Here is a 23,005-nt window from a genome sequence, read left to right on the forward strand (position 1 = left end):
GTCGTCATCGCACCGTTACCGTGCCCGGCGTGACGACGATGCTGCTGGACGCGGCGAGCCTGTACTTCCGCGCCTTCTACGGGGTGCCGACCAGCGTGACCGGGCCGCACGGCCGGCCGGTCAACGCCGTCCGCGGGTTCCTGGACATGACCGCCCGGCTCGTCGTCGCCCACTCCCCCAGCCGGCTGGTCGCCTGCTGGGACGACGACTGGCGCCCGGCGTTCCGGGTGGCGGCGCTGCCCAGCTACAAGGCGCACCGGGTGGCGCCAGCGGGCGGTGAGGAGGTGCCCGACGAGCTCGGGCCGCAGGTCCCGGTGCTGGTCGAGGTGCTCGCCGCCGCCGGGCTGACCCGGGTGGGCGCACCCGGCTACGAGGCCGACGACGTGATCGGGACGCTCGCCACCCGGGCCCGCGGGCCGGTCGACGTGGTCACCGGCGACCGCGACCTCTTCCAGCTGGTCGACGACGCCCGCGACGTCCGGGTGCTGTACACCAACCGCGGCATCAACGACCTGGAGTTCGTCGACGAGGCGGCGGTCGCGGCCAAGTACGGCATCCCCGGCCGCTCCTACGCCGACTTCGCGGTGCTCCGCGGCGACCCCAGCGACGGGCTGCCCGGGGTGTCCGGCGTCGGGGCGAAGACGGCCGCCGCGCTGATCAACGAGTTCGGCTCCCTGGCCGGCATCCGGGAGGCGGCTGCCCGCACCGCCGTCCCGAAGGCGCCGCTGACCGCGGCCGTGCTGAAGAAGCTGCACGCGGCTGCGGACTACCTCGACGCCGCCCCCGAGGTGGTCGCCGTCGTCACCACCATCGACCTGCCACCCGTGGACGGCGCACTCCCCCGCGAGCCGGCCGACGCCGAGGCGCTCGCCGCGCTGGCCGAGGCGCACGGGCTGGAGTCCTCGGTCCGCCGGCTGGGGTCGGCGCTGGGCTGGTCGGCGGGCTGAGCCCCCGTCAGCCCTCGGACCAGGTGTAGTCGCCGTCCTCACCGCGGAGCGTGAGGGTGAGGGTGACCGGTTCGCCGTCGGCGGTGCGGCCGGCGCACGAGTAGGTGGCGCCGTCGAGGACCGGGAGCTCCTCCGCGCAGCTGAGGTCCAGCGCGATGCCCTCCCGGTCCTCGAACTGGCCGGCGACGGCGCGCTCGACCGCCGCCGGGTCGAGCCGGGTGGAGCCGAAGGGGGACGGCAGGGTGAGCGCGGCCGCCACCAGCAGGGCCGCCAGGACGCCCAGCCCCAGCAACCGCGGCCGCCGAGAGCGGGTCCGGGCCGGGGGCGCGGGCGGACCCCAGCCGCCGGGGAACCCCTGCTGCTCGGAGAGCTGCCCCGACGGCGGGCCCCAGCCACTCGACCCACCAGGACCGCCCAGCGGCGGGCCCCAGCCACCGGACTGCCCGTGCTGGTGCGGCTGGGCGTGGGAGGACGGGGGTCCGTACTGAGGTGGGGGGCCGTACTGCGTCGGCTGGCCGTACGGGGATGGCTGCCCGTACGGAGCAGGCGCGCCCCAGCGCGGGTGTTCCGCGGGCCGTCCCGGGGCGGCCGAGGTCGGTCCCCAGCCGCCCTGCGGGCCGCTGCCTCCCGGCGCCCCCGGCCGGGAGCCGGGCGCGGGCCCCGTCGACGGCTCGGGGCGCGCCCACGGGGACTGCGGGTCCTCGCCCTGCGGCGGCTGGCTCATCGTGGCTCCTCGATCAGGCCCGGCACCCCGGGGCGGGCCGATTGTGTCCCACCGGCCGCAGCCTTCGGCTCAGTCGGTGACGGCGACCGCCACCACCCCGCGGCGGACCCGGCCCACGGCGGCGCGCGCCACCCCGGCCAGCGGGTCGTCAGCCACCTTGGCGAGCTGGTCGAGCAGGTCGACCAGCTGCCGGGCCCAGCGGACGAAGTCGCCGCCGGAGAGCTCGGTCCCGGCCTGCTCCGCCCCGGCCAGCACCCGGTCGAGGCTCTGGCCGTCGGCCCACCGGTAGGCAGCCCAGACGAAGCCCAGGTCCAGCTCGCGGGTGACCGGCACGGCGTGCTCCCGCTCCACGTCGGACAGCGCCGTGTGCACCCTGCGCATCTCGGCGAGGGCACCGGCGACCTTCCCGGCGGGCACGGAGGGCTGCGCGGCGCTGTCCCGGCGGGCCTCGAACACCAGCGCGGAGACGCAGCCGGCCAGCTCGGCCGGCGTGAGCCCGCGGAACGCGCCGGCGCGCAGGCACTCCGCGGTCAGCAGGTCGGTCTCCGACCAGATCCGGCCCAGCCGGCGGCCGGCCTCGGTGACCACCGTCGGGTCGGGGGCGGCGTCCCCGCCGTCCGGGGCGGGCCCGGGCTGCAGGTAACCGAGCTCGGTCAGGACGTCGCAGGTGCGGTCGAACTGCTGGGTCAGCGAGTTGGTGCGGTCGGCGATCTGCCGGCGCAGCCGCTCGGCGTCGCGCAGCTCGCGCAGCCAGCGGTCGGCGGCACGCACCCGGTCCTCGCGGTCGGGCAGCCCGTGCACCGGGTGGACGCGCAGCGCGTGCCGCAGGTCGGCGAGCACCGGGTCGTCGTCGGCCGCGGACCTGCCCTTGGCGCGCCGGGCGCCCAGACCGTTCTCCGCGCGGGCGTTGCGCAACGTGGAGGCGAGGTCCCGGCGGGCGTGCGGGCTGCGGTGGTTGAAGTTCTTCGGCACCTTCACCCGGGCCAGGGCGCTCACCGGGGACGGGAAGTCCCCCGACGCCAGCCGACCGGCCCACTTGTCCTCGGTCAGCACCAGGGGGCGGGGGTCGGTGAGCTCGGTGACCCCCGGGTCGAGCACCACGGCCAGCCCCTGGCGTCGTCCGCTCGGCACCCGGATGACGTCCCCGGCCCGCAGCGCGGCCAGCGACTCGGCGGCCTCCATCCGGCGCTTGGCCTGGGTGTCCCGGGACAGCGCCTTCTCCCGCTCGGAGATCTCCATCCGCAGCCGGGCGTACCCGGCGACGTCCAGCACGGCGGCGCTCAGCCCCGCGTTCATCTCCTTGAGCAGCCGGGCGGCGTCCTCCTCGTGCCGGGCGGCCGAGCGGGCCAGGCCGACCACCGACCGGTCGGCCTGGAACTGCGCGAAGGAGGCGGCGAGCAGCTCACGGGCGCGATCCCGGCCGAAGGCGCCGACCAGGTTGACGGCCATGTTGTAGCTGGGCCGGAAGGAGGACCGCAGCGGGTAGGTGCGGGTGCTGGCCAGCCCGGCGACGGCCGCCGGGTCGACGCCGGGCGCCCACACGACGACGGCGTGCCCCTCGATGTCGATGCCGCGCCGACCGGCCCGGCCGGTCAGCTGGGTGTACTCCCCCGGGGTCACGTCGGCGTGGGCCTCGCCGTTCCACTTCACCAGCCGCTCGAGGACGACGGTGCGCGCCGGCATGTTGATGCCCAGCGCGAGGGTCTCGGTGGCGAACACCGCCTTGACCAGGCCGCGGACGAAGCACTCCTCGACGGTCTCCTTGAACGCCGGCACCAGCCCGGCGTGGTGGGCGGCGAACCCGGCGAGCAGGCCCTCCCGCCACTCCCAGAAGCCCAGGACGTGCAGGTCCTCCTCGGGCAGGGAACCGGTGCGCCGGTCGATGATCTCGGCGATCGCCCGGCGCTCGGTCTCGTCGGTCAGCCGCATCCCCGAACCCAGGCACTGGTGCACCGCGGCGTCGCAGCCGTTGCGGCTGAACACGAAGGTGATCGCCGGGAGCAGCCCGACCCGGTCGAGTCGTTCGATCACCTCCGGCCGGGACGGCGGCCGGTAGCGGGGCTTGTGGCTGAACCCGCCCCGGGTGCCGCCCCCACCACCGGACCAGCTGTCGAAGCGCCGCTCCTGCTCGTGCACGTGGCGGACCAGCTCCGGGTCGACGACCGCGCGGCCGCGCTCGCGGGTGGACAGCCCGCGCGGGGTCTGCTCCCACTCCGCCGCGTGCGCCGCGGGCCGCAGCGCGAACAGGTCGAACACCCGCCCGCCGACCAGCATGTGCTGCCACAGCGGGATCGGCCGTACCTCGCTGACCACCACCCGGGTGTCGCCGCGGACGGTGACCAGCCAGTCGGCGAACTCTTCCGCGTTGCTGACCGTGGCCGACAGCGAGACCAGCCGGACGTGCTCGGGGAGGTGGATGATCACCTCTTCCCACACCGCCCCGCGGAACCGGTCGGCCAGGTAGTGCACCTCGTCCATCACGACGTAGCCGAGGTCGGTGAGCGCCGGGGAGTCGACGTAGAGCATGTTGCGCAGCACCTCGGTGGTCATCACGACCACCGGTGCGTCGCCGTTGATGGCGTTGTCCCCGGTCAGGAGCCCGACCTTCGCCGCCCCGTACCGGTCGCAGAGATCGCGGTACTTCTGGTTGCTCAGCGCCTTGATCGGCGTGGTGTAGAAGGCCTTGCGGCCCTCCTGCAGCGCCTTGTGGACGGCGAACTCCCCCACCACCGTCTTGCCGGCGCCGGTCGGGGCGCAGACCAGCACGCCGGAGCCCTCCTCCAGCGCCTCGCACGCCTCCACCTGGAACGGGTCCAGGGAGAAGCCGAGGTCGGCGGTGAAGTCCGAGAGGGTGGGGTGTGCGTACCGCCGACGGGCAGCCGCGTAACGCTCAGCCGGGCTGGACATGTCCCCACGTTAGGCGCGATACCGACGATGCACCCCTCCGACCCGAGGAGGGCAGAAATGGCCATTTCTGCCCTACGGGGGGCAGGCGTGAAGGGTGCCGAGGACGGTGACGGCGCCGGGCATGCAGACGGTCGTGGCCGGGAGTGCGGCGATCGGCTCGCCGTCGGCCCAGGTGGTCAGGCCGGTACCGGCGAGGCCGATCTCCCGGCCGCGGAGCACGGCGACGGCGGGGTGGCCGACGTGGCTGCCGTCGGCCAGCCGGGGGCGGGTGCGCACCAGCTCGCGGCGGCTGACCGGCCCGATGACGACGACCTCCAGCAGCCCGTCGGTCGGGTCGGCGCCGGGCGCGATCTTCAGCCCGCCGCCGTACCAGGGGGTGTTCCCGACCGCGACCAGGGTGACCTCCCGTTCATGGACGTCGCCGTCGACGGTGATCGTGACCGCGCGGGGCCGCAGCTGGGCCAGCTCCAGCAGGATCGCCAGGTCGTAGCGGCGGGGGCCGCGCGGCCAGCGCAGCCGGTCGGCCCGGTCGGTGACCGCCGAGTCGAAGCCGCAGCACAGCACGGTGCCCCACCACCGTTCCCCGGTGCGGGCGGCGTCGATCCGCCGGCTGCGGCCGGCGTGCAGGTCTGCGGCGAGCGCCTGGGCGGCCTGCACCGGGTCGGCCGGTACGCCCAGGGCGGTCGCCAGGTCGTTGCCGCTGCCGGCGGGCAGCAGCGCCAGCGGGGTCGCGGTGCCGGCCACCGCCTGGAGGGCGGCGTGCGCGGCGCCGTCGCCACCGAGGGCGGCGACTGCGGCGACCCCGTCGGCCACGGCAGCAGCGGCCTGCTGTTCCGCCGCGGTCCGGGTGGCGGCCGCCAGCACCCGCGGGCGCACCCCGCCGACGGTCAGTGCCGCGAGGACCGCCGTCGTCGCCCGGGCGGCGCGCCCCCGGCCGGCGGCGGCGTTGACCAGGACGGCGACCTCGGGCCACGTCACGCCGCGACCGGCCGGCTCAGCGCCGGAGGTGTTCCGGCTCGTCGATCGGGCTCGGGGTGGTGTCCAGCGGGCTGGCCGCCTCGATGCCCGGCGACGCGTCGTCGTCGTCCAGCCCGGCCAGGCCCTCGGCCTCGGCACGCTTGGCCCGCCGCTTGTCGACCACCCGGGCGATCTGGATCGCGATCTCGAACAGCACGCACATCGGTGCCGCCATCAGCAGCATCGTGAACGGGTCCTGGGTGGGCGTGATGAACGCGGCGAAGACGATGGTCAGGAAGTACAGCCAGCGCCGGCTCTTCGACAGCGCCTCGTAGGAGAGGACGCCGACCAGGTTGAGCACGACGGCGACCAGCGGCAGCTCGAAGCTCACCCCGAAGGCGATCAGCAGCGAGATGACGAAGCCGAGGTAGTCCTGAGCGGTCAGCGCGATCGCCACGCCGTCGCCGGCCAGGCCGAGCAGCAGCTCCAGGCCCTTGGACAAGGCGATGTAGGCCAGCGCGGCCCCCAGCGCGAACAAGCTGCTGGACACCGCCACGAAGGCCAGGCCGTACCGCTTCTCGTTCCGCTTCAGCCCCGGGGTGATGAACGCCCACACCTGGTACAGCCAGAACGGCGCGGAGATCACCACGCCGACGAGGAAGGCGATCTTCAGCCGGATCAGCGCACCCCCGAAGACGTCGGTGACCAGCAGCTCGCAGTCGCCGTCGCCCCCGGTGCCGAGCGCACGCAGGTCCGTGTCCAGGCCGCAGTACGGCGCCCGGATGAACTCCCCAAGGCCCTGCTCGTACCACCAGAACGCCACCGCCGTGCCGATCAACACGAAGAACAGCGCGATCCCCACGCGGTTGCGGAACTCGCGGAGGTGACTGATGAGGCTCATCGTCGCCGCGGCGTCCCGTTCGGGACGCCGCGGTCGGCGGTCACGCACTCGCCCTGCCAGGGTCACGGGCGGCAGTGGTCGGTGGTGCGGGTCAGCGCGTGCGGTCGGCGGTCGCCGACGAACGCATCCGCTCCGCGCGCGACCGCAGCTCGGCTGCCCGTGCCTCGGCGGCGGCGGCCTCGGACTCGTAGTCGACGGCGCCCGGGTTCACCGCGGGGGCCACGATCTCGCCGGTGACCGGGGAGGTGCGGGCCTCGTCCTTGGCGCGCACGTCGTCGTCCTTCATGCCCTTCATCTCGCTCTTGAAGATGCGCATCGAACGGCCCATCGAGCGGGAGGCGTCGGGCAGCTTCTTGTAACCGAAGAGCAGCAGGACGGCCAGGATGATGAGGCCGATCTCCATGGGGCCGAGGTTCATCGGACTCCTCCGAGTCGTGGGGGGCGTGCCAGGCAGACTCTACGCCCGGAACTCCGTGGGTCCAGGGCGCTGGACGGCTGTACGCACGCCGTCCACCTCCGGTTCAGTCGTCGGTCTCCGACCGGTCCGCGCGCTGGGCGGCGGCCTTCTCCGCGGCGGCCTGGACCTCGGCCAGCACGGGGCGGACGTCGCGCTCCAGCGCCCGCAGCTCGCGGTCCAGCCGCCCGGCGGCACCGAACAACCCGTACCCGAGCACGCCGAGCACCAGCAGGGCCAGCACCGGGACGACGATCCACACGATCAGCAGCACGGGCCGGAGCCTAACCGGCGCGGCCCTCCCGGGCACCGGGCGAGCTGCCGGTCAGTCCGCGTACCGGGCCAGCGCGGCGCGGGCTGCCTCGGCGACCTGGGTGGCGAGTTCGACCGGTTCGTCGACCGTGGCCGCCCCGCCGAGGGAGGCCACCAGGCGGCGGGCCCAGGACAGGTCCGACGTGCGCACCGTGACCGCCAGCCCACCCGGCGGGTCGGTCACCTCGGTCTGCTCCTCCACCGGGTAGTAGTCGGCGACCCAGCGGGCCGTGCGGGCCAGCCGCAGCCGGACCAGCGGCTCCGCCGCGCCGGGCTGGTAGAGCCCGTCGGCCAGGTCGCGCTCGTGCGCCTGGGGCGGCGGCGCGGCGGCCTCGTCGAGCACGGCGACGTCGTCGATCCGGTCCAGCCGGAACAGCCGGACGCCCTCGGCGCTCCGGCACCATGCCTCCAGGTACCAGTGGCCGTCGACCAGCAGCAGCCGCATCGGGTCGACGGTGCGCTCGGTGCGCTCGTCCCGGCTGGGCACGTAGTAGTGCAGGTGCAGGGCGCGGTGCCGCTCCACCCCCTCACGGACGACGGCGAGGGACTGCGCCCGGGCGTCCACGCTGACCGCCACCGGCGCCCGCACCTCCGCCGGGTGCCCGGCCGCGGCCGAGACCTTGGCCAGCGCCCGGCTCACCGCCTCACCCTCGGCCAGCCCCGGCAGCTCCAGCAGGGTGCGCAGCGCGACGATCAGCGCAACCGCCTCGTCGGTGGACAACCGCAGCGGGCGGACCATCCCGGCGGTGAAGGTGATCCGCACCCGGTCGCCCTCGAAGGCCAGGTCGATGAGGTCGCCCGGGCCGTGCCCGGGGAGTCCGCAGACCCAGAGCAGGTCCAGGTCCCGGCGCAGCTGGGCCTCGGTGACCCCGAAGTCGGCGGCCGCGTCGGCCAGCCGGACCCCGTCGGGGCGGGCGGTCAGGTAGGGCACGAGGGCGAGCAGCCGGGTCATCCGCTCCGCCGTGCTGGGGGCCGTCATGCCCGCTCCCCCACGGCGGCGAGCCGGCTGAGCCGGTCGACGACCGCCTCGCGGATCCGCTGCGGGGCCTCGACGAGCACGTCCGGGCCGTAGGCGGCCAGCTGGTCGGCGAGTGCCCAGGGCTCGGTGGTGCGCAGCTCCAGCCGGTCGTCCCCGTCGTCCGCGGGACCCAGTGACGTGGCGTGCCGACGCAGGCCGATCGCGGTGCCCGGCCGGGCCCGGACGACGACGAGCTGCTCCTCCCGCCGCTCCGAGCCGGCCACGACCGAGGCGAGGTCGAGGTCGGCCGGCGGCTCGAACGCGCCGGGCGGACCGCTGGCCCGCGGTGTGCCGGTGACCCGGGACAGCCGGAACACCCGGGCTGCCTGCCGGTCCAGGTCGTGGCCGACCAGGTACCAGCGGCCGTGCCAGGCGACCAGGCCCCACGGCTGCACCCGGCGGCGGCTGGCGGCCTGCTCGTCGGGACGGCGGTAGTCGAAGGCGAGCGCCCGGCGGTCGCGCGCCGCCGCGTAGCAGGGCTCGAAGGCCGGCTCACCGGCGTCCAGGCGCGGCTGGATGGACAGGCCGCGGGACTGGTCGACCTCCACGCCGGCGGCGCGCAGCTTCACCAGGGCGCTCTGCGCGGCGCCGGCGAGCTGCGCGGACTGCCACAGCCGCAGTGCCAGCCCCACGGCAGCCGCCTCCTCCGCGGTCAGGGTGATCTCCGGCAGCTCGTAGTCGGCCCGGGCGATGCGGTAGCCGTCCTCGGTGTCGAAGGCGCTGGTGCGCCCGGTCTCCAGGGGCACGCCGATCTCCCGCAGCTCGGCCTTGTCCCGCTCGAACATCCGCTTGAACGCCTCGTCGGCGCGGTCGGTGCCGTCGTCGGGCTCGTAGCCGGGGACGATCGAGCGGATCTTCGCCGCCGAGACGTACTGCCGGGTCCCGAGCAGGGCGATGACCAGGTTGACCAGTCGTTCTGCCCGCTTGGCTGCCACGGGACCAGGCTAGTGCTCAGCGGCCAGGGGCCTCGGTGCACAGCGGCCGGCGCCCTCGCTGGTTAGCCTCCCCGGGTGACTGATGCACCGTCTCCCGCCCCCGGCTCCCGGATCCGCTGGCGCCGCGGCCGGGTCACCGAACTCGGCCGGTCGTGGCGGGACGCGCAGGAGCTGACCGTCGAGGTCCCCGAGGACGGCACGCTGAAGGCGCTGGCGCACCCCTCCCTCGTCGGGCTCCCCCAGGTGGGCGACGAGGTGCTGCTGAACACCACCGCCTGGGCGCAGCGGCTGGGCACCGGCGGGTACGCGCTCGTCGTCGCCGTCCCCGACCGGCTGCCGCCGGACCCCACCGGCCCCGGCCACCTGGTGAAGGGGCGCTACTCACCGCTGCAGGTGACCGTGCAGGGCGTCGACGAGCAGGAGACCCCGCACCACGACACGATCGCCGGCGCCGAGGACCTCGACGGGATGCCCGTGGTCGTCGCCGACCTGCACTCCGCGCTGCCCGCGGTGCTGGCCGGCGTGCACGTCACCGACCCGGCGCTGCGGGTGGCCTACGTGATGACCGACGGGGGCGCGCTGCCCGCGGCGTTCTCCCGGACCCTGGACACCCTGGCCGGCTCGCTGGCCGGGGTGGTCACCGTGGGGCAGGCCTTCGGCGGCGACGTGGAGGCGGTCACCGTGCACACCGGGCTGCTGGCCGCGCGGCACGTGCTGCGGGCCGACGTCACGATCGTCACCCAGGGGCCGGGCAACCTGGGCACCGGGACGCCGTGGGGCTTCTCCGGCGTCGCTGCGGGCGAGGCCTGCAACGCGGTCCACGTGCTCGGCGGGCGGGCCGTCGGCGCGCTGCGCATCTCCGACGCCGATCCCCGCCCCCGGCACCGCGGCGTCTCCCACCACTCGCTGACCGCCTTCGGCCGGGTCGCCATGGGCGGGGTCACCCTCGTCGCGCCCCGCGGCCTCGGCTCGGACCTGGGCACCCAGGTCGAGGAGGACCTGGCCGGGCAGCCGGAGCGCAACCCGGTGGAGTGGGTCGACTCGGTCGGCCTGGAGGACGCCCTGGCCGCCTCGCCGGTTCGGCTGTCGACGATGGGTCGCGGGCTGGCCGAGGACCGCGCCTACTTCCTGGCCGCGGCCGCGGCGGGGCGGTTCGCCGCCCAGCTCACGCTGTTCGGGCCTCCCCCGGCCTGAGCGCACTCACCTTCGAGAGGCCTCGTCCTCGGCGCGGGCAGTGGCAGTTGGCCGGCGATCTCGGCCGTGAGTTGGGGATAACGGTCGTATCACGAGAGTGACCCACCCGGTCACCGCCGGCGCTGAGCGGCTCAGCTCCAGCGGCGGAAGCCGCCCTCGGCGTCGATGGTCTGGCCGGTGACCGAGCGGGCGTCCGGGCCGGTCAGCCAGGCGACGACGGCGGCCGCCTCGGCTGCGGTGTTCCAGCGACCCCGCGGCATCAGCCGGCTCACGGTCCCCTGCTCGGCCGGGTCGGCCCAGCCCGTGTCCGTCGGGCCCGGGTTCAGGCAGTTGACGGTGACGTCGACGTCGATCAGCTCGTCGGCCAGGGACAGCGTCATCTGCTGGATCGCCCCCTTGCTGATCGCGTAGGGCAGCTCCCGGGACATCGGCCCCCGGTGCTGACCGGAGGTGAACAGGACGACGGCGCCCGGGCCGGTGGCCGGCTCGTACTGGGCGGCGAAGGCCTGGGTGAGCAGCAGGCTGCCCCGGGTGTTCACCGCGAAGCAGAGGTCGACCTCGGCGGCGGTGACCTCGGCCAGCCGGCCGTTGGCGCTGCGGGCGTGCGCGGCGACCAGGGTGGTCAGCGGCCCGACGGCGTCCCGCGCGGCCGCGACCAGCTGCGCCGGGGCAGCTGGGTCGGCCAGGTCCGCGACCAGGTGTGGCGGCTCCCCCAGCTCGGCCAGGACGGCGGCCAGGTCGTCGCCGCCCCAGGGCTGCTCGGCGTCGTGCGGCGCCCACGACTGGACGACGACCCGGTCCCCGCGGTCCAGCAGGCGGCGGGCGACCGCGAAGCCGATGGAGCTGCGGCGACTGACGCCGGTGACGAGTGCAGTGCCCACTGCGGCAGTCTGCTCGGCGCGTCCGGAGCGGGCGACCCGTTCGTCGGGCCGGAGCTGCCCCGCAGGAGCTGCCTTGGTCGTCACTGCTGTTGTTCGTCTTCCCATGGTCGAGTCGGCGCTCAGTTGGGGATAACGGTTCATCCGGAGCCATGGGGGCCGGGGTCGGCCCCATTGCCGTCCCAGACCTCGAACGACGTGGCAGCTCGATCAGGGACCGGCACCGCGAGCCGTCCCGGCGGCTCGCCCTGCGGGCGTGGCCGCAGCGACGGCCGTCGTCGATCGGGTACCTGCTCCACGTCCGTCCGTGGGGCGCCCTGGCCGGTCCCCGCCACGGCGTGCGGCCGCGGCGGGTGGCTCGCTGCCTACATGGAGGCGATGAGCTTCTCGACCCGCTCGTCGACGGACTTGAACGGGTCCTTGCACAGCACCGTGCGCTGCGCCTGGTCGTTGAGCTTGAGGTGCACCCAGTCGACGGTGAAGTCGCGGCGCTTGTCCTGGGCGCGGCGGATGAACTCACCGCGCAGCTTGGCCCGGGTGGTCTGCGGGGGGACGTTCTTCGCCTCGAAGATCGCCGGGTCGTGGGCGACCCGCTCGACCTGGCCGGCCTTCTCCAGCAGGTAGTACAGGCCGCGGTTGCGGCGGATGTCGTGGTAGGCGAGGTCCATCTGGGCGACCCGCGAGCTGGACAGCGTCAGGTCGCGCTTGGCCATGTACCGGTGGAGCAGCTGGTGCTTGATGGCCCAGTCGATCTCCCGGTCGATCAGCGAGAGGTCACCGCTGTCGACGGCCTTCAGCGTGCGCCCCCACAGCTCGAGCATCTGCCGGTGCACCGGGCCGTAGCCCTCGCGGTCGACGAACTCGGCGGCGCGGTCGTGGTACTCCTGCTGGATCTCCAGGGCAGACATCTCCCGGCCGTTGGCCAGCCGGACCTTGCGCCGACCGGTCAGGTCGTGGCTGATCTCCCGGATGGCCCGGATGGGGTTCTCCAGGGTCATGTCCCGCAGCACCACGCCCTGCTCGATCATCCGCAGCACCAGGTCGGTGATGGTGACCTTGAGCAGCGTCGTCGTCTCGCTCATGTTCGAGTCGCCGACGATGACGTGCAGCCGGCGGTACTTCTCTGCGTCGGCGTGCGGCTCGTCGCGGGTGTTGATGATCGGCCGCGACCGGGTGGTGGCGCTGGAGACGCCCTCCCAGATGTGCTCGGCTCGCTGGCTGACGCAGTAGACCGCGCCGCGCGGGGTCTGCAGCACCTTGCCCGCGCCGACGACCATCTGCCGGCTGACCAGGAACGGGATCAGCACGTCGGCCATCCGGCTGAACTCACCGTGCCGGCCGACCAGGTAGTTCTCGTGGCAGCCGTAGCTGTTGCCGGCCGAGTCGGTGTTGTTCTTGAACAGGTAGATGTCGCCGGTGACGCCCTCTTCGTTGAGGCGCTGCTCGGCGTCGATCAGCAACCCCTCGAGGATCCGCTCCCCCGCCTTGTCGTGGACGACGAGCTCGGTGACGTCGTCGCACTCGGCGGTGGCGTACTCGGGGTGGCTGCCCACGTCGAGGTACAGCCGGGAGCCGTTGCGCAGGAAGACGTTCGAGCTACGGCCCCACGAGACCACCCGGCGGAACAGGTAGCGGGCGACCTCGTCAGGTGAGAGGCGGCGCTGCCCCTTGAAGGTGCACGTGACGCCGTACTCGGTCTCGATGCCGAAGATCCGTCGCTCCACGTCGCCGAGCGTAGGCGTCCGCGGCGCACTCGGCTCGTGTCCCGAGTGCGCCGCGCCGCTCACTGCTCGCGGTCCGGGGTCTCGCCGTCGGTGCCGCCGCCGACGCCGTCCTGCGTGCTGGGCTGGGCGGAGGTCTGCTCGGTGCCGCCGGCGGTGTCGACGGCTGCCGGGTCGCCCAGACCGGCGGGGGTGCCCGGCGCCGGCGCACTGGGTGCGTGGCCGGTGGGCGCCTCGGCCGGGCTCTCGTCGGGCTCGGTGGCCGTCTGCTGGTCCGACAGCAGGTTGGCCAGCGCGGCCCCGACGACCCGGCGGAACGCCCGCTTGGGACGCCGCCGGTCGAGGACCGCCACCTCGAGCTGCTCGGCGGGCAGCTGGTCGTGCGCCCCGCCGTTGGCCGCGGTGACCGGACTGACCGCGGACAGCGCGCGGACGCCGACCCGCAGCGCCTGCTCCAGGCTCATGCCGGCGGTGTAGTGCTCGCGCAGGTGGTTGCTGACCGCCTCGGCCTGCCCGCCCATGACCACGAAGGACGCCTCGTCGACGATCGACCCGTCGAAGGTGAGCCGGTAGAGCTGGTCGGAGGCGGAGTCCTCCCCCACCTCGGCCACGCAGAGCTCGACCTCGAAGGGCTTCATCTGCTCGGTGAAGACCGCGCCGAGGGTCTGCGCGTAGGCGTTGGCGATGACCCGGCCGGTGACGTCGCGCCGGTTGTAGGAGTAGCCACGGACGTCGGCCAGCCGGATGCCGGCCACCCGCAGGCTCTCGAACTCGGAGTAGCGGCCGACCGCGGCGAACCCGATCCGGTCGTAGAGCTCGCTGACCTTGTGCAGCGTGGCGCTGGGGTTCTCGGCGATGAAGAGCACGCCGTCGGCGTAGGTGAGGACGGCGACGCTGCGACCGCGGGAGATGCCCTTGCGGGCGTACTCCGAGCGGTCGCGCATGACCTGCTCGGCCGAGGCGTAGTACGGCATGGTCATGGCTCAGCCCTGCCCGTCTGCGGCGGAGCGCTCGGCGACGATGGTGGTGGCGATGGTGGCGACCTCGTCGTCCGGGAGCCGGACGGCGCCCTCGGCGTCGACCCGGTAGACGATCGGGTAGAGCCGGCGCACGGTGTCGGGGCCGCCGGTGGCGGAGTCGTCGTCGGCGGCGTCGTAGAGCGCCTCGACGAGGGTGCGGGTGGCGGCGTCGGCGGCGAGGCCGGGGCGCCAGGTCTTCTTCAGCGAGTTGCGGGCGAACAGCGAGCCGGAGCCGACCGAGGCGTAGCCGCGCTCCTCGTAGTTGCCGCCGGTGACGTCGTAGCTGAAGATCCGGCCGGGGCTGACCCCCTCGGCTGCGTCGAGGTCATAGCCGGCGAACAGCGGGACGACGGCGAGGCCCTGCATGGCGGCGCCGAGGTTGCCCCGGATCATCGCGGCGAGGCGGTTGGCCTTGCCGTCGAGGGACATCGTCATCCCCTCGATCTTCTCGTAGTGCTCGAGCTCCACCTGGTAGAGCCGGACCATCTCGATCGCGATGCCCGCGGCGCCGGCGATGCCGATCACCGACCAGGAGTCCGCGGCGTAGACCTTCTCGATGTCCCGGCTGGAGATCAGGTTGCCCATGGTCGCCCGGCGGTCGCCGCCCATCAGCACCCCGCCGTCGAAGGTGGCGGCGACGATCGTGGTGGCGTGCGGGGCCAGGTCAGCCACGGACATCGTCGGGACGGTGCGCCGGCCGGGCAGCAGGTCGGGGGCGGTGGTGCCCAGGAAGTCGGTGAACGAGGAGCCCACCCGGTCCAGGTACGCGGGCGGGAACCCGCTCCGACCAGCTGACGTCTCGGTCACCCATCCGCCTCTCCTGCCGTCGTCCGACGGCGGTCCGTGCTGCTGACTCTGCTGCGCCGGGCGGCCGCGGAGCTGCCGGCCGACGCCCCGCCGACCCTACCGGCGGGCCGGTCAGCCGGTCGGCCACCACTGCTGGCCCGGCGGCGGGCCGACCAGCTGGCCGGCGCGGTGCGACTCGACGTACCGGGCGGCCACCCGGAGCAGCGCGGGGTCGTCCCTGAACTGCCCGAGCCCGCCGTTGCAGTTGAAACACAGCAGCGATCGGACGGCGCCGCTGTCGTGGTCGTGATCGACGTGCGCCGCCGGAGCCTTGGCGCAGATGGCGCAGACGCCGCCCTGGTCGACCAGCATCAGATCGGCCTCCTCGGCCGAGATGCCGTAGCGCCTGGACAGGTGATAGGTGCGTGAGCCGCCGGCCTTGGCGCGCGACGCCTTGGAGCGAGCGTTGTGACAAGGTCTGCAATAGGCGTGGTGGCCACTGCTGCTCCTCACGGTGCGCACGAAGTCATCCAGTGGGAGAACCCGTCCGCAGTCGGGGCACCACTTGTGGCCGTGGGGGACGACCAACTCCTTCGGCGCCTGGCGCTGCACCCGAGGACTTGTGCGCCTGGCCTCCCGACTCCTGAGAGAGCGTTCAGCCAGGTGCTCCCTGCAGTAGAAGGCGAGCCCGTCACGAGACCGGGCGTTCTTGGAGAAGTCAGCGACCGGCTTGTGACATTTACAATCCCGACAGAACTTCGTGTCCATCTGCGTTTTGTACGAAGTTATTCACTGGCCCCCTTTTTGCACGTAGCTCCTCACAAATTCCTCTGCATTTTCCTCGAGAACGCCGTCGATCTCGTCGAGGATGGAGTCGACGTCGTCGGTCATCTCCTGGCGCCGCTCGGCGGCCTCGGCGTCGACCGACGCCTCGACCTCCTCGGTCTCCTCGCGCGTGCGCGTCGCCTTCTGCTGCCCGCCGGTGTCCCTCGTGGCCATCTCACCCTCCAGAGCTCGCTGCTGGGTCGTGCTGAGGCAGAAGCTACCCGCGCCGTGTGACAGTCCGCCGCCCACGCGGACCCGTGCCGCGGGTGGTCAGCGGGCGGTGATCCGGTCGACCAGCTCGGCGGCGGTCGAGGTGGAGTCGAAGAGCGCGCCGACGTGCTCCCGGGTGCCCCGCAGCGGCTCCATGGTCGGGATGCGCACCAGGTTCTCCCGGCCGACGTCGAAGACCACCGAGTCCCACGACGCCGCGGCGACCTGACCCGGGTAGCGGCGCAGGCACTCGCCGCGGAAGTAGGCCCGGGTGTCCGACGGGGGGCGGGTCATCGCCTCGGTCACCTCGGCGTCGGTGAGCAGCCGCTGCATCGAGCCGCGGGCCACCAGCCGGTGGTAGAGCCCCTTGTCCGGGCGGACGTCGGAGTACTGCAGGTCGACCAGCTTGAGCCGGGCGTCGCCCCAGCTGAGGCCGTCGCGCTGCCGGTACCCCTCCAGCAGCCGGAGCTTGGCCGGCCAGTCCAGCCGGTCGGCCAGCCGCATCGGGTCGACGGCGAGGTCGTCGAGCACCTCGGCCCACCGGGCCAGCACGTCGGCGGTCTGCTCGTCGTCGTCCCCGTTGTCGGCCACGAACTTCTGCGCCTGGGACAGGTACTCCCGCTGCACCTCGATCGCGGTCAGCCGGCGGCCGTCGCGCAGCCGCACGCGGTGGGTCAGCGACGGGTCGTGGCTGATCGCCTGCAGGGCCTCGACGGGCTCCTCGATGGTGAGGTCCTGGCTGAGCGCCTTCGCCTCGATCATGGCCAGCACGAGCGACGTCGTCCCGACCTTGAGGTAGGTCGACAGCTCGGCGAGGTTCGCGTCGCCGATGATCACGTGCAGCCGGCGGTAGTCGTCGGGGTTGGCGTGCGGCTCGTCCCGGGTGTTGATGATCGGCCGCTTGAGCGTCGTCTCCAGGCCCACCTCGACCTCGAAGAAGTCGGCGCGCTGGGACAGCTGGAAGCCGTCGGTGCGGCCCTCGGGGCCGATCCCCACCCGGCCGGCGCCGGCGAACACCTGGCGGGTCACGAAGAACGGGATCAGTCCGCGGATGATGTCGATGAACGGCGTCGACCGGCTCATCAGGTAGTTCTCGTGCGCCCCGTAGGAGGCGCCCTTGCCGTCGGTGTTGTTCTTGTACAGCTGGATGGGATGGGTGCCGGGCACCCGAGCGGCGCGCCGCGCCGCCTCGGCCATCACCTGCTCCCCCGCCTTGTCCCACAGCACGATGTCGCGCGGGCTGGTGACCTCCGGCGTGGAGTACTCCGGGTGGGCGTGGTCGACGTAGAGCCGGGCCCCATTGGTGAGGATGACGTTGGCCATCCCCGAGTCGTCGTCCAGGTCGTTGTGGTCCAGCGCCTGCGCCGGGGACAGGTCGAAGCCGCGGGCGTCACGCAGCGGCGACTCCTCCTCGAAGTCCCAGCGCGGCCGGCGCGGCGTCGGCGCCTCGGCCACGGCCCAGGCGTTCACCACCTGGCTCGACAGCGTCGTCGGGTTCGCCCCTGGCTGCCCCGGCACCGAGATGCCGTACTCGAGCTCCGTGCCCATCACCCGTCGCACGCTCATGCGCCTCAGGTTAGGTGGCCGAGCGGAACAGCCGGTGGGCGGCGCCTGGACGCCGACCGGCCCCTGCCGCAGCACAACAGGGGCCGGTCGCCGTCCAGGTGTGGCTACAGGTACTGACCGGTGTTGGTCGCGGTGTCGATCGCGCGGCCGCTGTCGGCGCCCTTGCCGCTGATGAGCGTGCGGATGTAGACGATCCGCTCGCCCTTCTTGCCCGAGATCCGCGCCCAGTCGTCGGGGTTGGTCGTGTTGGGCAGGTCCTCGTTCTCCTTGAACTCGTCGACGCAGGCGTTCATCAGGTGCCCGACCCGCAGGCCGCCGACGCCGGTCTCCAGGCGGTCCTTGATCGCCATCTTTTTCGCCCGGTCGACGATGTTCTGCAGCATCGCCCCGGAGTTGAAGTCCTTGAAGTACAGGACCTCCTTGTCACCGTTGGCGTAGGTGACCTCCAGGAAGCGGTTCTCCTCCGTCTCGGTGTACATCCGCTCGACGGTGCTCTGGATCATCCCGGCGATGGTCGCCTCGCGGCTGCCGCCGTGCTCGGCCAGGTCGTCGGCGTGGATGGGCAGCGTCGTCGTCAGGTACTTGGTGAAGATGTCCCGCGCGGCCTCGGCGTCCGGCCGCTCGATCTTGATCTTCACGTCCAGCCGGCCCGGGCGGAGGATCGCCGGGTCGATCATGTCCTCGCGGTTGGAGGCGCCGATGACGATGACGTTCTCCAGCCCTTCCACGCCGTCGATCTCGCTGAGCAGCTGGGGCACGATCGTGCTCTCGACGTCGGAGGAGACCCCCGACCCGCGGGTGCGGAAGATCGAGTCCATCTCGTCGAAGAAGACGATGACCGGCGTGCCCTCGCTGGCCTTCTCCCGGGCCCGCTGGAACACCAGCCGGATGTGCCGCTCGGTCTCCCCCACGTACTTGTTCAGCAGCTCGGGGCCCTTGATGTTGAGGAAGAACGACTTCCCCTGGCTCCGGTCGGAGTCGCCGTTGAGCTCGGCGACCTTCTTGGCCAGCGAGTTGGCCACCGCCTTGGCGATCAGCGTCTTCCCGCAGCCGGGCGGGCCGTACAGCAGGATGCCCTTCGGCGGCCGCAGCTCGTACTCGCGGAACAGGTCGGCGTGCAGGAACGGCAGCTCGACGGCGTCCCGGATCTGCTCGATCTGCCGGGAGAGCCCACCGATGTCGGAGTAGTCGATGTCGGGGACCTCTTCGAGGATGAGCTCCTCGACCTCGCTCTTCGGGATCCGCTCGTAGACGTAGCCCGAGCGGGACTCCAGCAGCAGGGAGTCACCGCTGCGCAGCGGCTGCCCCTCCAGCGAGTCGGCGAGGTGGACCACCCGCTCCTCGTCGGTGTGCCCGATGACCAGGGCGCGGCGCGGGAACCCGGGCACGGGCTCCAGCAGCTCCTTGAGCATCACCACGTCACCGGCGCGCTCGAACCCGCGGGCGGCGACGACGTTCATCGCCTCGTTGAGCATGACCTCCTGGCCGTGCTGCAGCTCGGTGACCTCGACGGCCGGCGACACCGACACCCGCAGCTTGCGGCCGCTGGTGAACACGTCGACGGTGCCGTCCTCGAACCGCTCCAGGAAGACGCCGTAGCCGGACGGGGGCTGCCCCAGCCGCTCGACCTCCTCCTTGAGCGTGACCAGCTGCTCGCGCGCGTCGCGCAGCGTGCCGGCCAGCTTGTCGTTGCGCTCGGAGAGGAAGGCCGCGCGGCCCTCCGCCTCGGCGAGCCGTTCCTCCAGCGCGCGCACCTGGCGCGGGCTGTCGGTGACCTTCCGTCGAAGGAGGCCGATCTCCTCCTCGAGATAGGAGATCTGCTTGACCAGGGAGGCGACGTCACGCTCACGCCGCGCTCGGAACTCGTCGGGGCCAGTGCCAGTACCGGGGCCCATCGCGCACCTCCACACACATCGGGGGGAGCCAGGACGCCAATCTATACACGCGGGAGCTGACGGCGCCGCACGCTCGGAACGGGTGCGCGCGGTGCGCCCGGACGTCATCCTCCCGACACGTGCCGGCCGCATCGGCCGAGGCGTCAGGCGAGCTTCTTGCGCCGCTGCCGCATCGGCGCGACGGCCCCCTCGGCCAGCCGGCGGGCGGTGACCAGGAAGGCGGTGTGCGCGACCATCCGGTGCTCCGGGCGGACCGCCAGGCCCTCGGCGTGCCAGGGCCGCAGCATGGTCTCCCAGGCGTACGGCTCGGTCCACACACCCTGGGCGCGCAGCGCCTCCACGTAGGTCGACAGCTGGGTGGTGGTGGCCACGTAGCCGATCAGCACGCCGCCGGGCCGCAGGGCGGCGGCGACGGTGGGCAGCACGGCCCACGGCTCGAGCATGTCGAGGACGACGCGGTCCACGACCTCGGCGGCCGGGTGGTCGGCCAGGTCGCCCAGCCGCAGCGACCAGTTCTCCGGCACCTCGCCGAAGAACGCGCCCACGTTGCCGCGGGCGACGTCGGCGAAGTCCTCGCGCCGCTCGTAGCTGGTGAGGCTGCCGGTCGACCCGACGGCGCGCAGCAGCGAGCAGGTCAGCGCGCCGGAGCCGGCGCCGGCCTCCAGCACGCGCATCCCGGGGCCGACGTCGCCGAAGCCGACGATCTGGGCGGCGTCCTTGGGGTAGATCACCTGGGCGCCGCGCGGCATGGAGAGCACGAAGTCGGCCAGCAGCGGGCGCAACGCCAGGTAGCCGGTGTTCGCCGTCGAGTGGACGACGGAGCCCTCGGGGGAACCGATCAGGTCGTCGTGGCTGATGGCGCCGCGGTGGGTGTGGAACTCCTTGCCCGGCTCCAGGACGACGGTGTGGTGCCGGCCCTTGGGGTCGGTGAGCTGGACGCGGTCGCCGACCCGGAAGGCACCCTCGACCGGCTCGGGGGCCTCGGTCGGGACCGGCTCGCCCTCGACCACCACCGGCTCGAGCGGCACGTCGGCGAGCACCTCGGTCGCGGTCGGGGTCTCGTCGGCGGGTTGCTGCTGCTGTACGTCCACGTGGGACGAGGGTACGGACGGCGAAACGCCCGCCCTCGGCGTGCGCACCGGAACTGTCAGGGGCCGCACCTAACCTCGGACCCATGACGGCCACCCTGGACACCGGCCTGCCGGGCGGAGCGGGCACGGCGGAGTCAGCATCGGCGGGGTCAGCAACGGCGGAGCGCACGACGGCCGCGGACTCCGCCCCTCGCCGCCCGTCCCTGTCGCCCTCCCGGGCCGCCGACTTCAAGTCCTGCCCGCTGCTGTACCGCTTCCGCACCATCGACCGGCTGCCCGAGAAGAAGTCCCGGGCCGCGGTCCGGGGCACCCTGGTGCACACGGTGCTGGAGAAGCTCTACGACCTGCCCGCCGCCGAGCGCACCGTCGCGGCCGCCCAGACGCTGGTCGCGCCGGCTTGGGACGAGCTGCGCGAGGAGCCGGGCGTCGCCGAGCTGTTCGCGCCCGCAGCAGAGGGCCAGCCGGCGGAGAAGGAGAGCCTGGAGGCCTGGCTCGCGTCGGCCGGTCAGCTGGTGGAGACCTACTTCCGGCTCGAGGACCCGACCCGCATCCAGCCGCACGGCCGCGAGGAGCTGGTCGAGGTCACGCTGCCCGACGGGCTGCTGCTCCGCGGCTACGTCGACCGGCTGGACGTCGCCCCGACCGGTGCGCTGCGGGTGGTCGACTACAAGACCGGCGGGATGCCGCGGGAGGCCTTCGAGGCCAAGGCGCTGTTCCAGATGAAGTTCTACGCGCTGGTGCTGTGGCGCACCCGGGGCGTGGTCGCCGCCCAGCTCAAGCTGCTGTACCTCAAGGACGGCGACGCGCTCACCTACGCCCCCGACGAGGCGGAGCTGCTGCGGTTCGAGCGCACCCTGCAGGCCATCTGGGCCGCCATCGAGCGCGCGGTCGCGACCGGTGACTTCCGGGCCAACAAGAGCCGGCTGTGCAGCTGGTGCGACCACCAGGCCCGCTGCCCGGCCTTCGGTGGCACTCCCCCGCCCTTCCCGGCCGAGGCTGCAGCCGCCGCGGGCTGGCGCACGACCCTGCCGCTCACCAGCGACTGACCGCGCGTCCCGGCTCGACCGGCCATGCTCGGTCCAGTCGCTGTAACGACGCGGCCGGAGGCGTCGGCCCAGGTCAGCTCGTCGTGGGCGCCAGGTCGCGCTCGTCCACCAGTCGGCGCAGCGCGGCCACGGTCAGGTCGACGAGAGACGACCGCAGGGTCAATCCCGGACATGGTTCCAGTGACTGCAATGACGGCACCCCCAGCACAGTTGCGCCGGAAGCCAGCCCGGCGGTGACCCCGACCTGGGAGTCCTCGATCACGACCGAACCGGCCGGGTCCACGCCCAGCGACCGCATCGCCTGCAGGTAGGGCGCGGGGTCGGGCTTGCGGGCGGGCACCTCGTCGCCACAGACGGTCAGGTCGAACGGCGAGCCCCCCAGGTCCCCGGTGATCTGGTCGATCACCAGGGTGGCGATCCGGCGCGGCGTCGTCGTGACCAGTGCGGTGGCCAGCCCGGCGTCCCGTACCGCCACGAGCAGGTCCCGGGCGCCGGGCCGCCACGGCATCCCGCGGCTGGTCATCAGCACGGCGGTCTGCTCCTCGACCCAGCCGGCGTCGACGCGGCGCTCTTCCTCGCTGCGCTCGACGCCCAGGTCGGCGTAGAGCACGCCCATGGCGACCTGCATCGACGTGCCGACGGTCTGCTCCCGCGCCGCGGCGGAGAACACGCCGCCCAGCTGGCCGGCGAGGGCGGCCATCGCCTCGCCCCACAGCTCCTCGGTCTCCACCAGCGTGCCGTCCATGTCGAACAGCACCGCCTGCAGCGACTGCATCGAGTCCGACGGGCTGCTCACCGAGGTCACCGACACCCCTCGAGTCTAAGGAGGAGGGATGTCGGGACCGATCAGGCCGGCTCGGTGCGGACCAGGGTCGCGAAGGCGATGACGTTGTCCTCGTAGCTGCGGGCCGAGGAGTCGAAGTCGCCACCGCAGGTGATCAGCCGCAGCTGCGCGTCGGGGGTGTTGCCGTAGGCGGCGATGGTCGGGAAGTCGTCCTTGGGGTGGCGCTCCACCCGGTCGACGGCGAACACGGCGACCGTGCCGTCGGCGCGGGCCACCTCCACCTCGGCACCGGGCTGCAGGGCCCCCAGCTCGAAGAAGACACCGGGCCCGTGCTCGGCCGAGTCGACGTGCCCGAGGAGGACCGCCGGGCCGGTGGCGCCGGGAGCCGGGCCACGCTCGTACCAGCCGGCCTGGTCGTCCGGGCCGAGCGGCGGCACCTCGACGGTGCCGTCGTCGTTGAGGCCCAGGCGCAGCAGGTCGCTGCTCACCTCGATGCTCGGGATGCTGACCGACACCGGCTGGGCCACCTGCTCGCCGGAGACCGGGACCGCGGGCTCAGCGGGTGCAGCCACCGAATCGGACGTCGACGGGGCGGGGGTACCGGTGGCCGTCGAGCTCTCCCCCTGGCTGGGAGCGGCAGCCGGCTGCGGGGCCTGCTGCTGTCCGGTCACCGCCACCACGGCGGCGACGACCGCCACCACGACGAGCGCGACGGCCAGCGCCGTCCACGTCCGGGGGCCGGGCCGACGGCTGCTCTGCTCGCTCACAGGGGGTCCTTCCAAGAGGGTGGGAGGGGACCGGGTCGGGGGGGGGGGGGGGGGCGCCCCCCCCCCCC

At 73.4% G+C, this 23,005-nt stretch carries 22 protein-coding genes; 3 read left to right on the forward strand and 19 right to left on the reverse strand.

The genetic code is table 11. From position 1 onward, the window contains the following. Positions 1–38: 38 nt before the first annotated feature. Positions 39–947 carry a 5'-3' exonuclease gene (locus O2V61_RS16545; RefSeq protein WP_269185377.1) on the forward strand — a complete coding sequence of 303 codons (909 nt, stop codon included), beginning with the start codon at positions 39–41 and terminating at the stop codon, positions 945–947. A gap of 7 nt (positions 948–954) precedes the next feature. Here the strand turns inward: O2V61_RS16545 and O2V61_RS16550 are convergent, their stop codons facing one another. The 8 genes from O2V61_RS16550 to O2V61_RS16585 all read right to left on the reverse strand — a co-directional run bounded on the left by O2V61_RS16550 (position 955) and on the right by O2V61_RS16585 (position 9,155). Then, on the reverse strand, positions 955–1,239 hold the full coding sequence (locus O2V61_RS16550; protein ID WP_269184363.1) for a DUF4333 domain-containing protein: 285 nt from the start codon (positions 1,237–1,239) through the stop codon (positions 955–957). A 501-nt stretch (positions 1,240–1,740) separates the two neighbouring features. Then, a complete protein-coding gene (locus O2V61_RS16555) occupies positions 1,741–4,578 on the reverse strand; it encodes a DEAD/DEAH box helicase (RefSeq protein WP_269184364.1) in 2,838 nt (945 codons plus the stop codon). Between the two features lie 72 nt (positions 4,579–4,650). Next, on the reverse strand, positions 4,651–5,556 hold the full coding sequence (locus O2V61_RS16560; protein WP_269184365.1) for a diacylglycerol kinase family protein: 906 nt from the start codon (positions 5,554–5,556) through the stop codon (positions 4,651–4,653). Positions 5,557–5,572: 16 nt separating this feature from the next. Further along, positions 5,573–6,436 carry a twin-arginine translocase subunit TatC gene (tatC, locus tag O2V61_RS16565; protein WP_269184366.1) on the reverse strand — a complete coding sequence of 288 codons (864 nt, stop codon included), beginning with the start codon at positions 6,434–6,436 and terminating at the stop codon, positions 5,573–5,575. Positions 6,437–6,527: 91 nt separating this feature from the next. Next, complete coding sequence (gene tatA, locus O2V61_RS16570) at positions 6,528–6,854, reverse strand: Sec-independent protein translocase subunit TatA (RefSeq protein ID WP_269184367.1); 327 nt, start codon at positions 6,852–6,854, stop codon at positions 6,528–6,530. Positions 6,855–6,957: 103 nt separating this feature from the next. Beyond that, positions 6,958–7,164: a hypothetical protein gene (locus O2V61_RS16575; protein ID WP_269184368.1), complete on the reverse strand. Its 207-nt coding sequence runs from the start codon at positions 7,162–7,164 to the stop codon at positions 6,958–6,960. 51 nt (positions 7,165–7,215) lie between these two features. Further along, on the reverse strand, positions 7,216–8,181 hold the full coding sequence (locus O2V61_RS16580) for a helix-turn-helix transcriptional regulator (RefSeq protein WP_269184369.1): 966 nt from the start codon (positions 8,179–8,181) through the stop codon (positions 7,216–7,218). Further along, complete coding sequence (locus O2V61_RS16585) at positions 8,178–9,155, reverse strand: helix-turn-helix transcriptional regulator (protein WP_269184370.1); 978 nt, start codon at positions 9,153–9,155, stop codon at positions 8,178–8,180. The genes O2V61_RS16580 and O2V61_RS16585 overlap by 4 nt, the downstream gene beginning before the upstream one ends. 75 nt (positions 9,156–9,230) lie before the next feature. On the opposite strand from O2V61_RS16585, the gene O2V61_RS16590 reads away from it, so the two are divergent. Next, complete coding sequence (locus O2V61_RS16590; protein WP_269184371.1) at positions 9,231–10,349, forward strand: DUF3866 family protein; 1,119 nt, start codon at positions 9,231–9,233, stop codon at positions 10,347–10,349. 131 nt (positions 10,350–10,480) lie between these two features. On the opposite strand, the gene O2V61_RS16595 is transcribed toward O2V61_RS16590, so the two are convergent. The 9 genes from O2V61_RS16595 to O2V61_RS16635 form a co-directional block, all read right to left on the reverse strand. After that, positions 10,481–11,230, reverse strand: coding sequence for an SDR family oxidoreductase (locus O2V61_RS16595; RefSeq protein WP_269184372.1), 750 nt, complete (start codon positions 11,228–11,230; stop codon positions 10,481–10,483). A gap of 362 nt (positions 11,231–11,592) precedes the next feature. Further along, positions 11,593–12,951, reverse strand: a complete 1,359-nt coding sequence (gene pafA / locus O2V61_RS16600) for a Pup--protein ligase (RefSeq protein WP_269158459.1) — start codon at positions 12,949–12,951, stop codon at positions 11,593–11,595. A 59-nt stretch (positions 12,952–13,010) separates the two neighbouring features. After that, positions 13,011–13,928, reverse strand: a complete 918-nt coding sequence (gene prcA, locus O2V61_RS16605; protein ID WP_269184373.1) for a proteasome subunit alpha — start codon at positions 13,926–13,928, stop codon at positions 13,011–13,013. A gap of 3 nt (positions 13,929–13,931) precedes the next feature. After that, positions 13,932–14,774, reverse strand: coding sequence for a proteasome subunit beta (prcB, locus tag O2V61_RS16610; protein WP_269184374.1), 843 nt, complete (start codon positions 14,772–14,774; stop codon positions 13,932–13,934). Between the two features lie 111 nt (positions 14,775–14,885). Next, entirely contained in the window at positions 14,886–15,521 is a 636-nt protein-coding gene (locus O2V61_RS16615) for an endonuclease domain-containing protein (protein WP_269184375.1), read from the reverse strand. A gap of 21 nt (positions 15,522–15,542) precedes the next feature. Next, a complete protein-coding gene (locus tag O2V61_RS16620) occupies positions 15,543–15,752 on the reverse strand; it encodes a ubiquitin-like protein Pup (protein WP_269184376.1) in 210 nt (69 codons plus the stop codon). Between the two features lie 96 nt (positions 15,753–15,848). Further along, on the reverse strand, positions 15,849–17,354 hold the full coding sequence (gene dop, locus O2V61_RS16625; protein WP_269184377.1) for a depupylase/deamidase Dop: 1,506 nt from the start codon (positions 17,352–17,354) through the stop codon (positions 15,849–15,851). A 104-nt stretch (positions 17,355–17,458) separates the two neighbouring features. Beyond that, a complete protein-coding gene (arc, locus tag O2V61_RS16630; RefSeq protein WP_269184378.1) occupies positions 17,459–19,249 on the reverse strand; it encodes a proteasome ATPase in 1,791 nt (596 codons plus the stop codon). A 143-nt stretch (positions 19,250–19,392) separates the two neighbouring features. Further along, on the reverse strand, positions 19,393–20,340 hold the full coding sequence (locus O2V61_RS16635) for a tRNA (adenine-N1)-methyltransferase (RefSeq protein WP_269184379.1): 948 nt from the start codon (positions 20,338–20,340) through the stop codon (positions 19,393–19,395). An 83-nt stretch (positions 20,341–20,423) separates the two neighbouring features. On the opposite strand from O2V61_RS16635, the gene O2V61_RS16640 reads away from it, so the two are divergent. After that, positions 20,424–21,386 (forward strand): RecB family exonuclease, encoded by a 963-nt coding sequence (locus tag O2V61_RS16640; RefSeq protein ID WP_269184380.1) that lies wholly within the window; start codon positions 20,424–20,426, stop codon positions 21,384–21,386. A 73-nt stretch (positions 21,387–21,459) separates the two neighbouring features. Here O2V61_RS16640 and O2V61_RS16645 read toward each other — a convergent pair whose 3' ends face one another. Together O2V61_RS16645 and O2V61_RS16650 are read right to left on the reverse strand one after the other, a co-directional pair. Then, positions 21,460–22,197, reverse strand: coding sequence for an HAD family hydrolase (locus O2V61_RS16645; protein WP_269184381.1), 738 nt, complete (start codon positions 22,195–22,197; stop codon positions 21,460–21,462). 35 nt (positions 22,198–22,232) lie between these two features. Next, positions 22,233–22,937, reverse strand: coding sequence for a class F sortase (locus O2V61_RS16650; RefSeq protein ID WP_269184382.1), 705 nt, complete (start codon positions 22,935–22,937; stop codon positions 22,233–22,235). Positions 22,938–23,005: the final 68 nt, after the last annotated feature.

It is taken from the genome of Modestobacter sp. VKM Ac-2985 (genome assembly GCF_026967925.1).
In the GTDB taxonomy this organism is placed as follows: Bacteria; Actinomycetota; Actinomycetes; order Mycobacteriales; family Geodermatophilaceae; genus Modestobacter.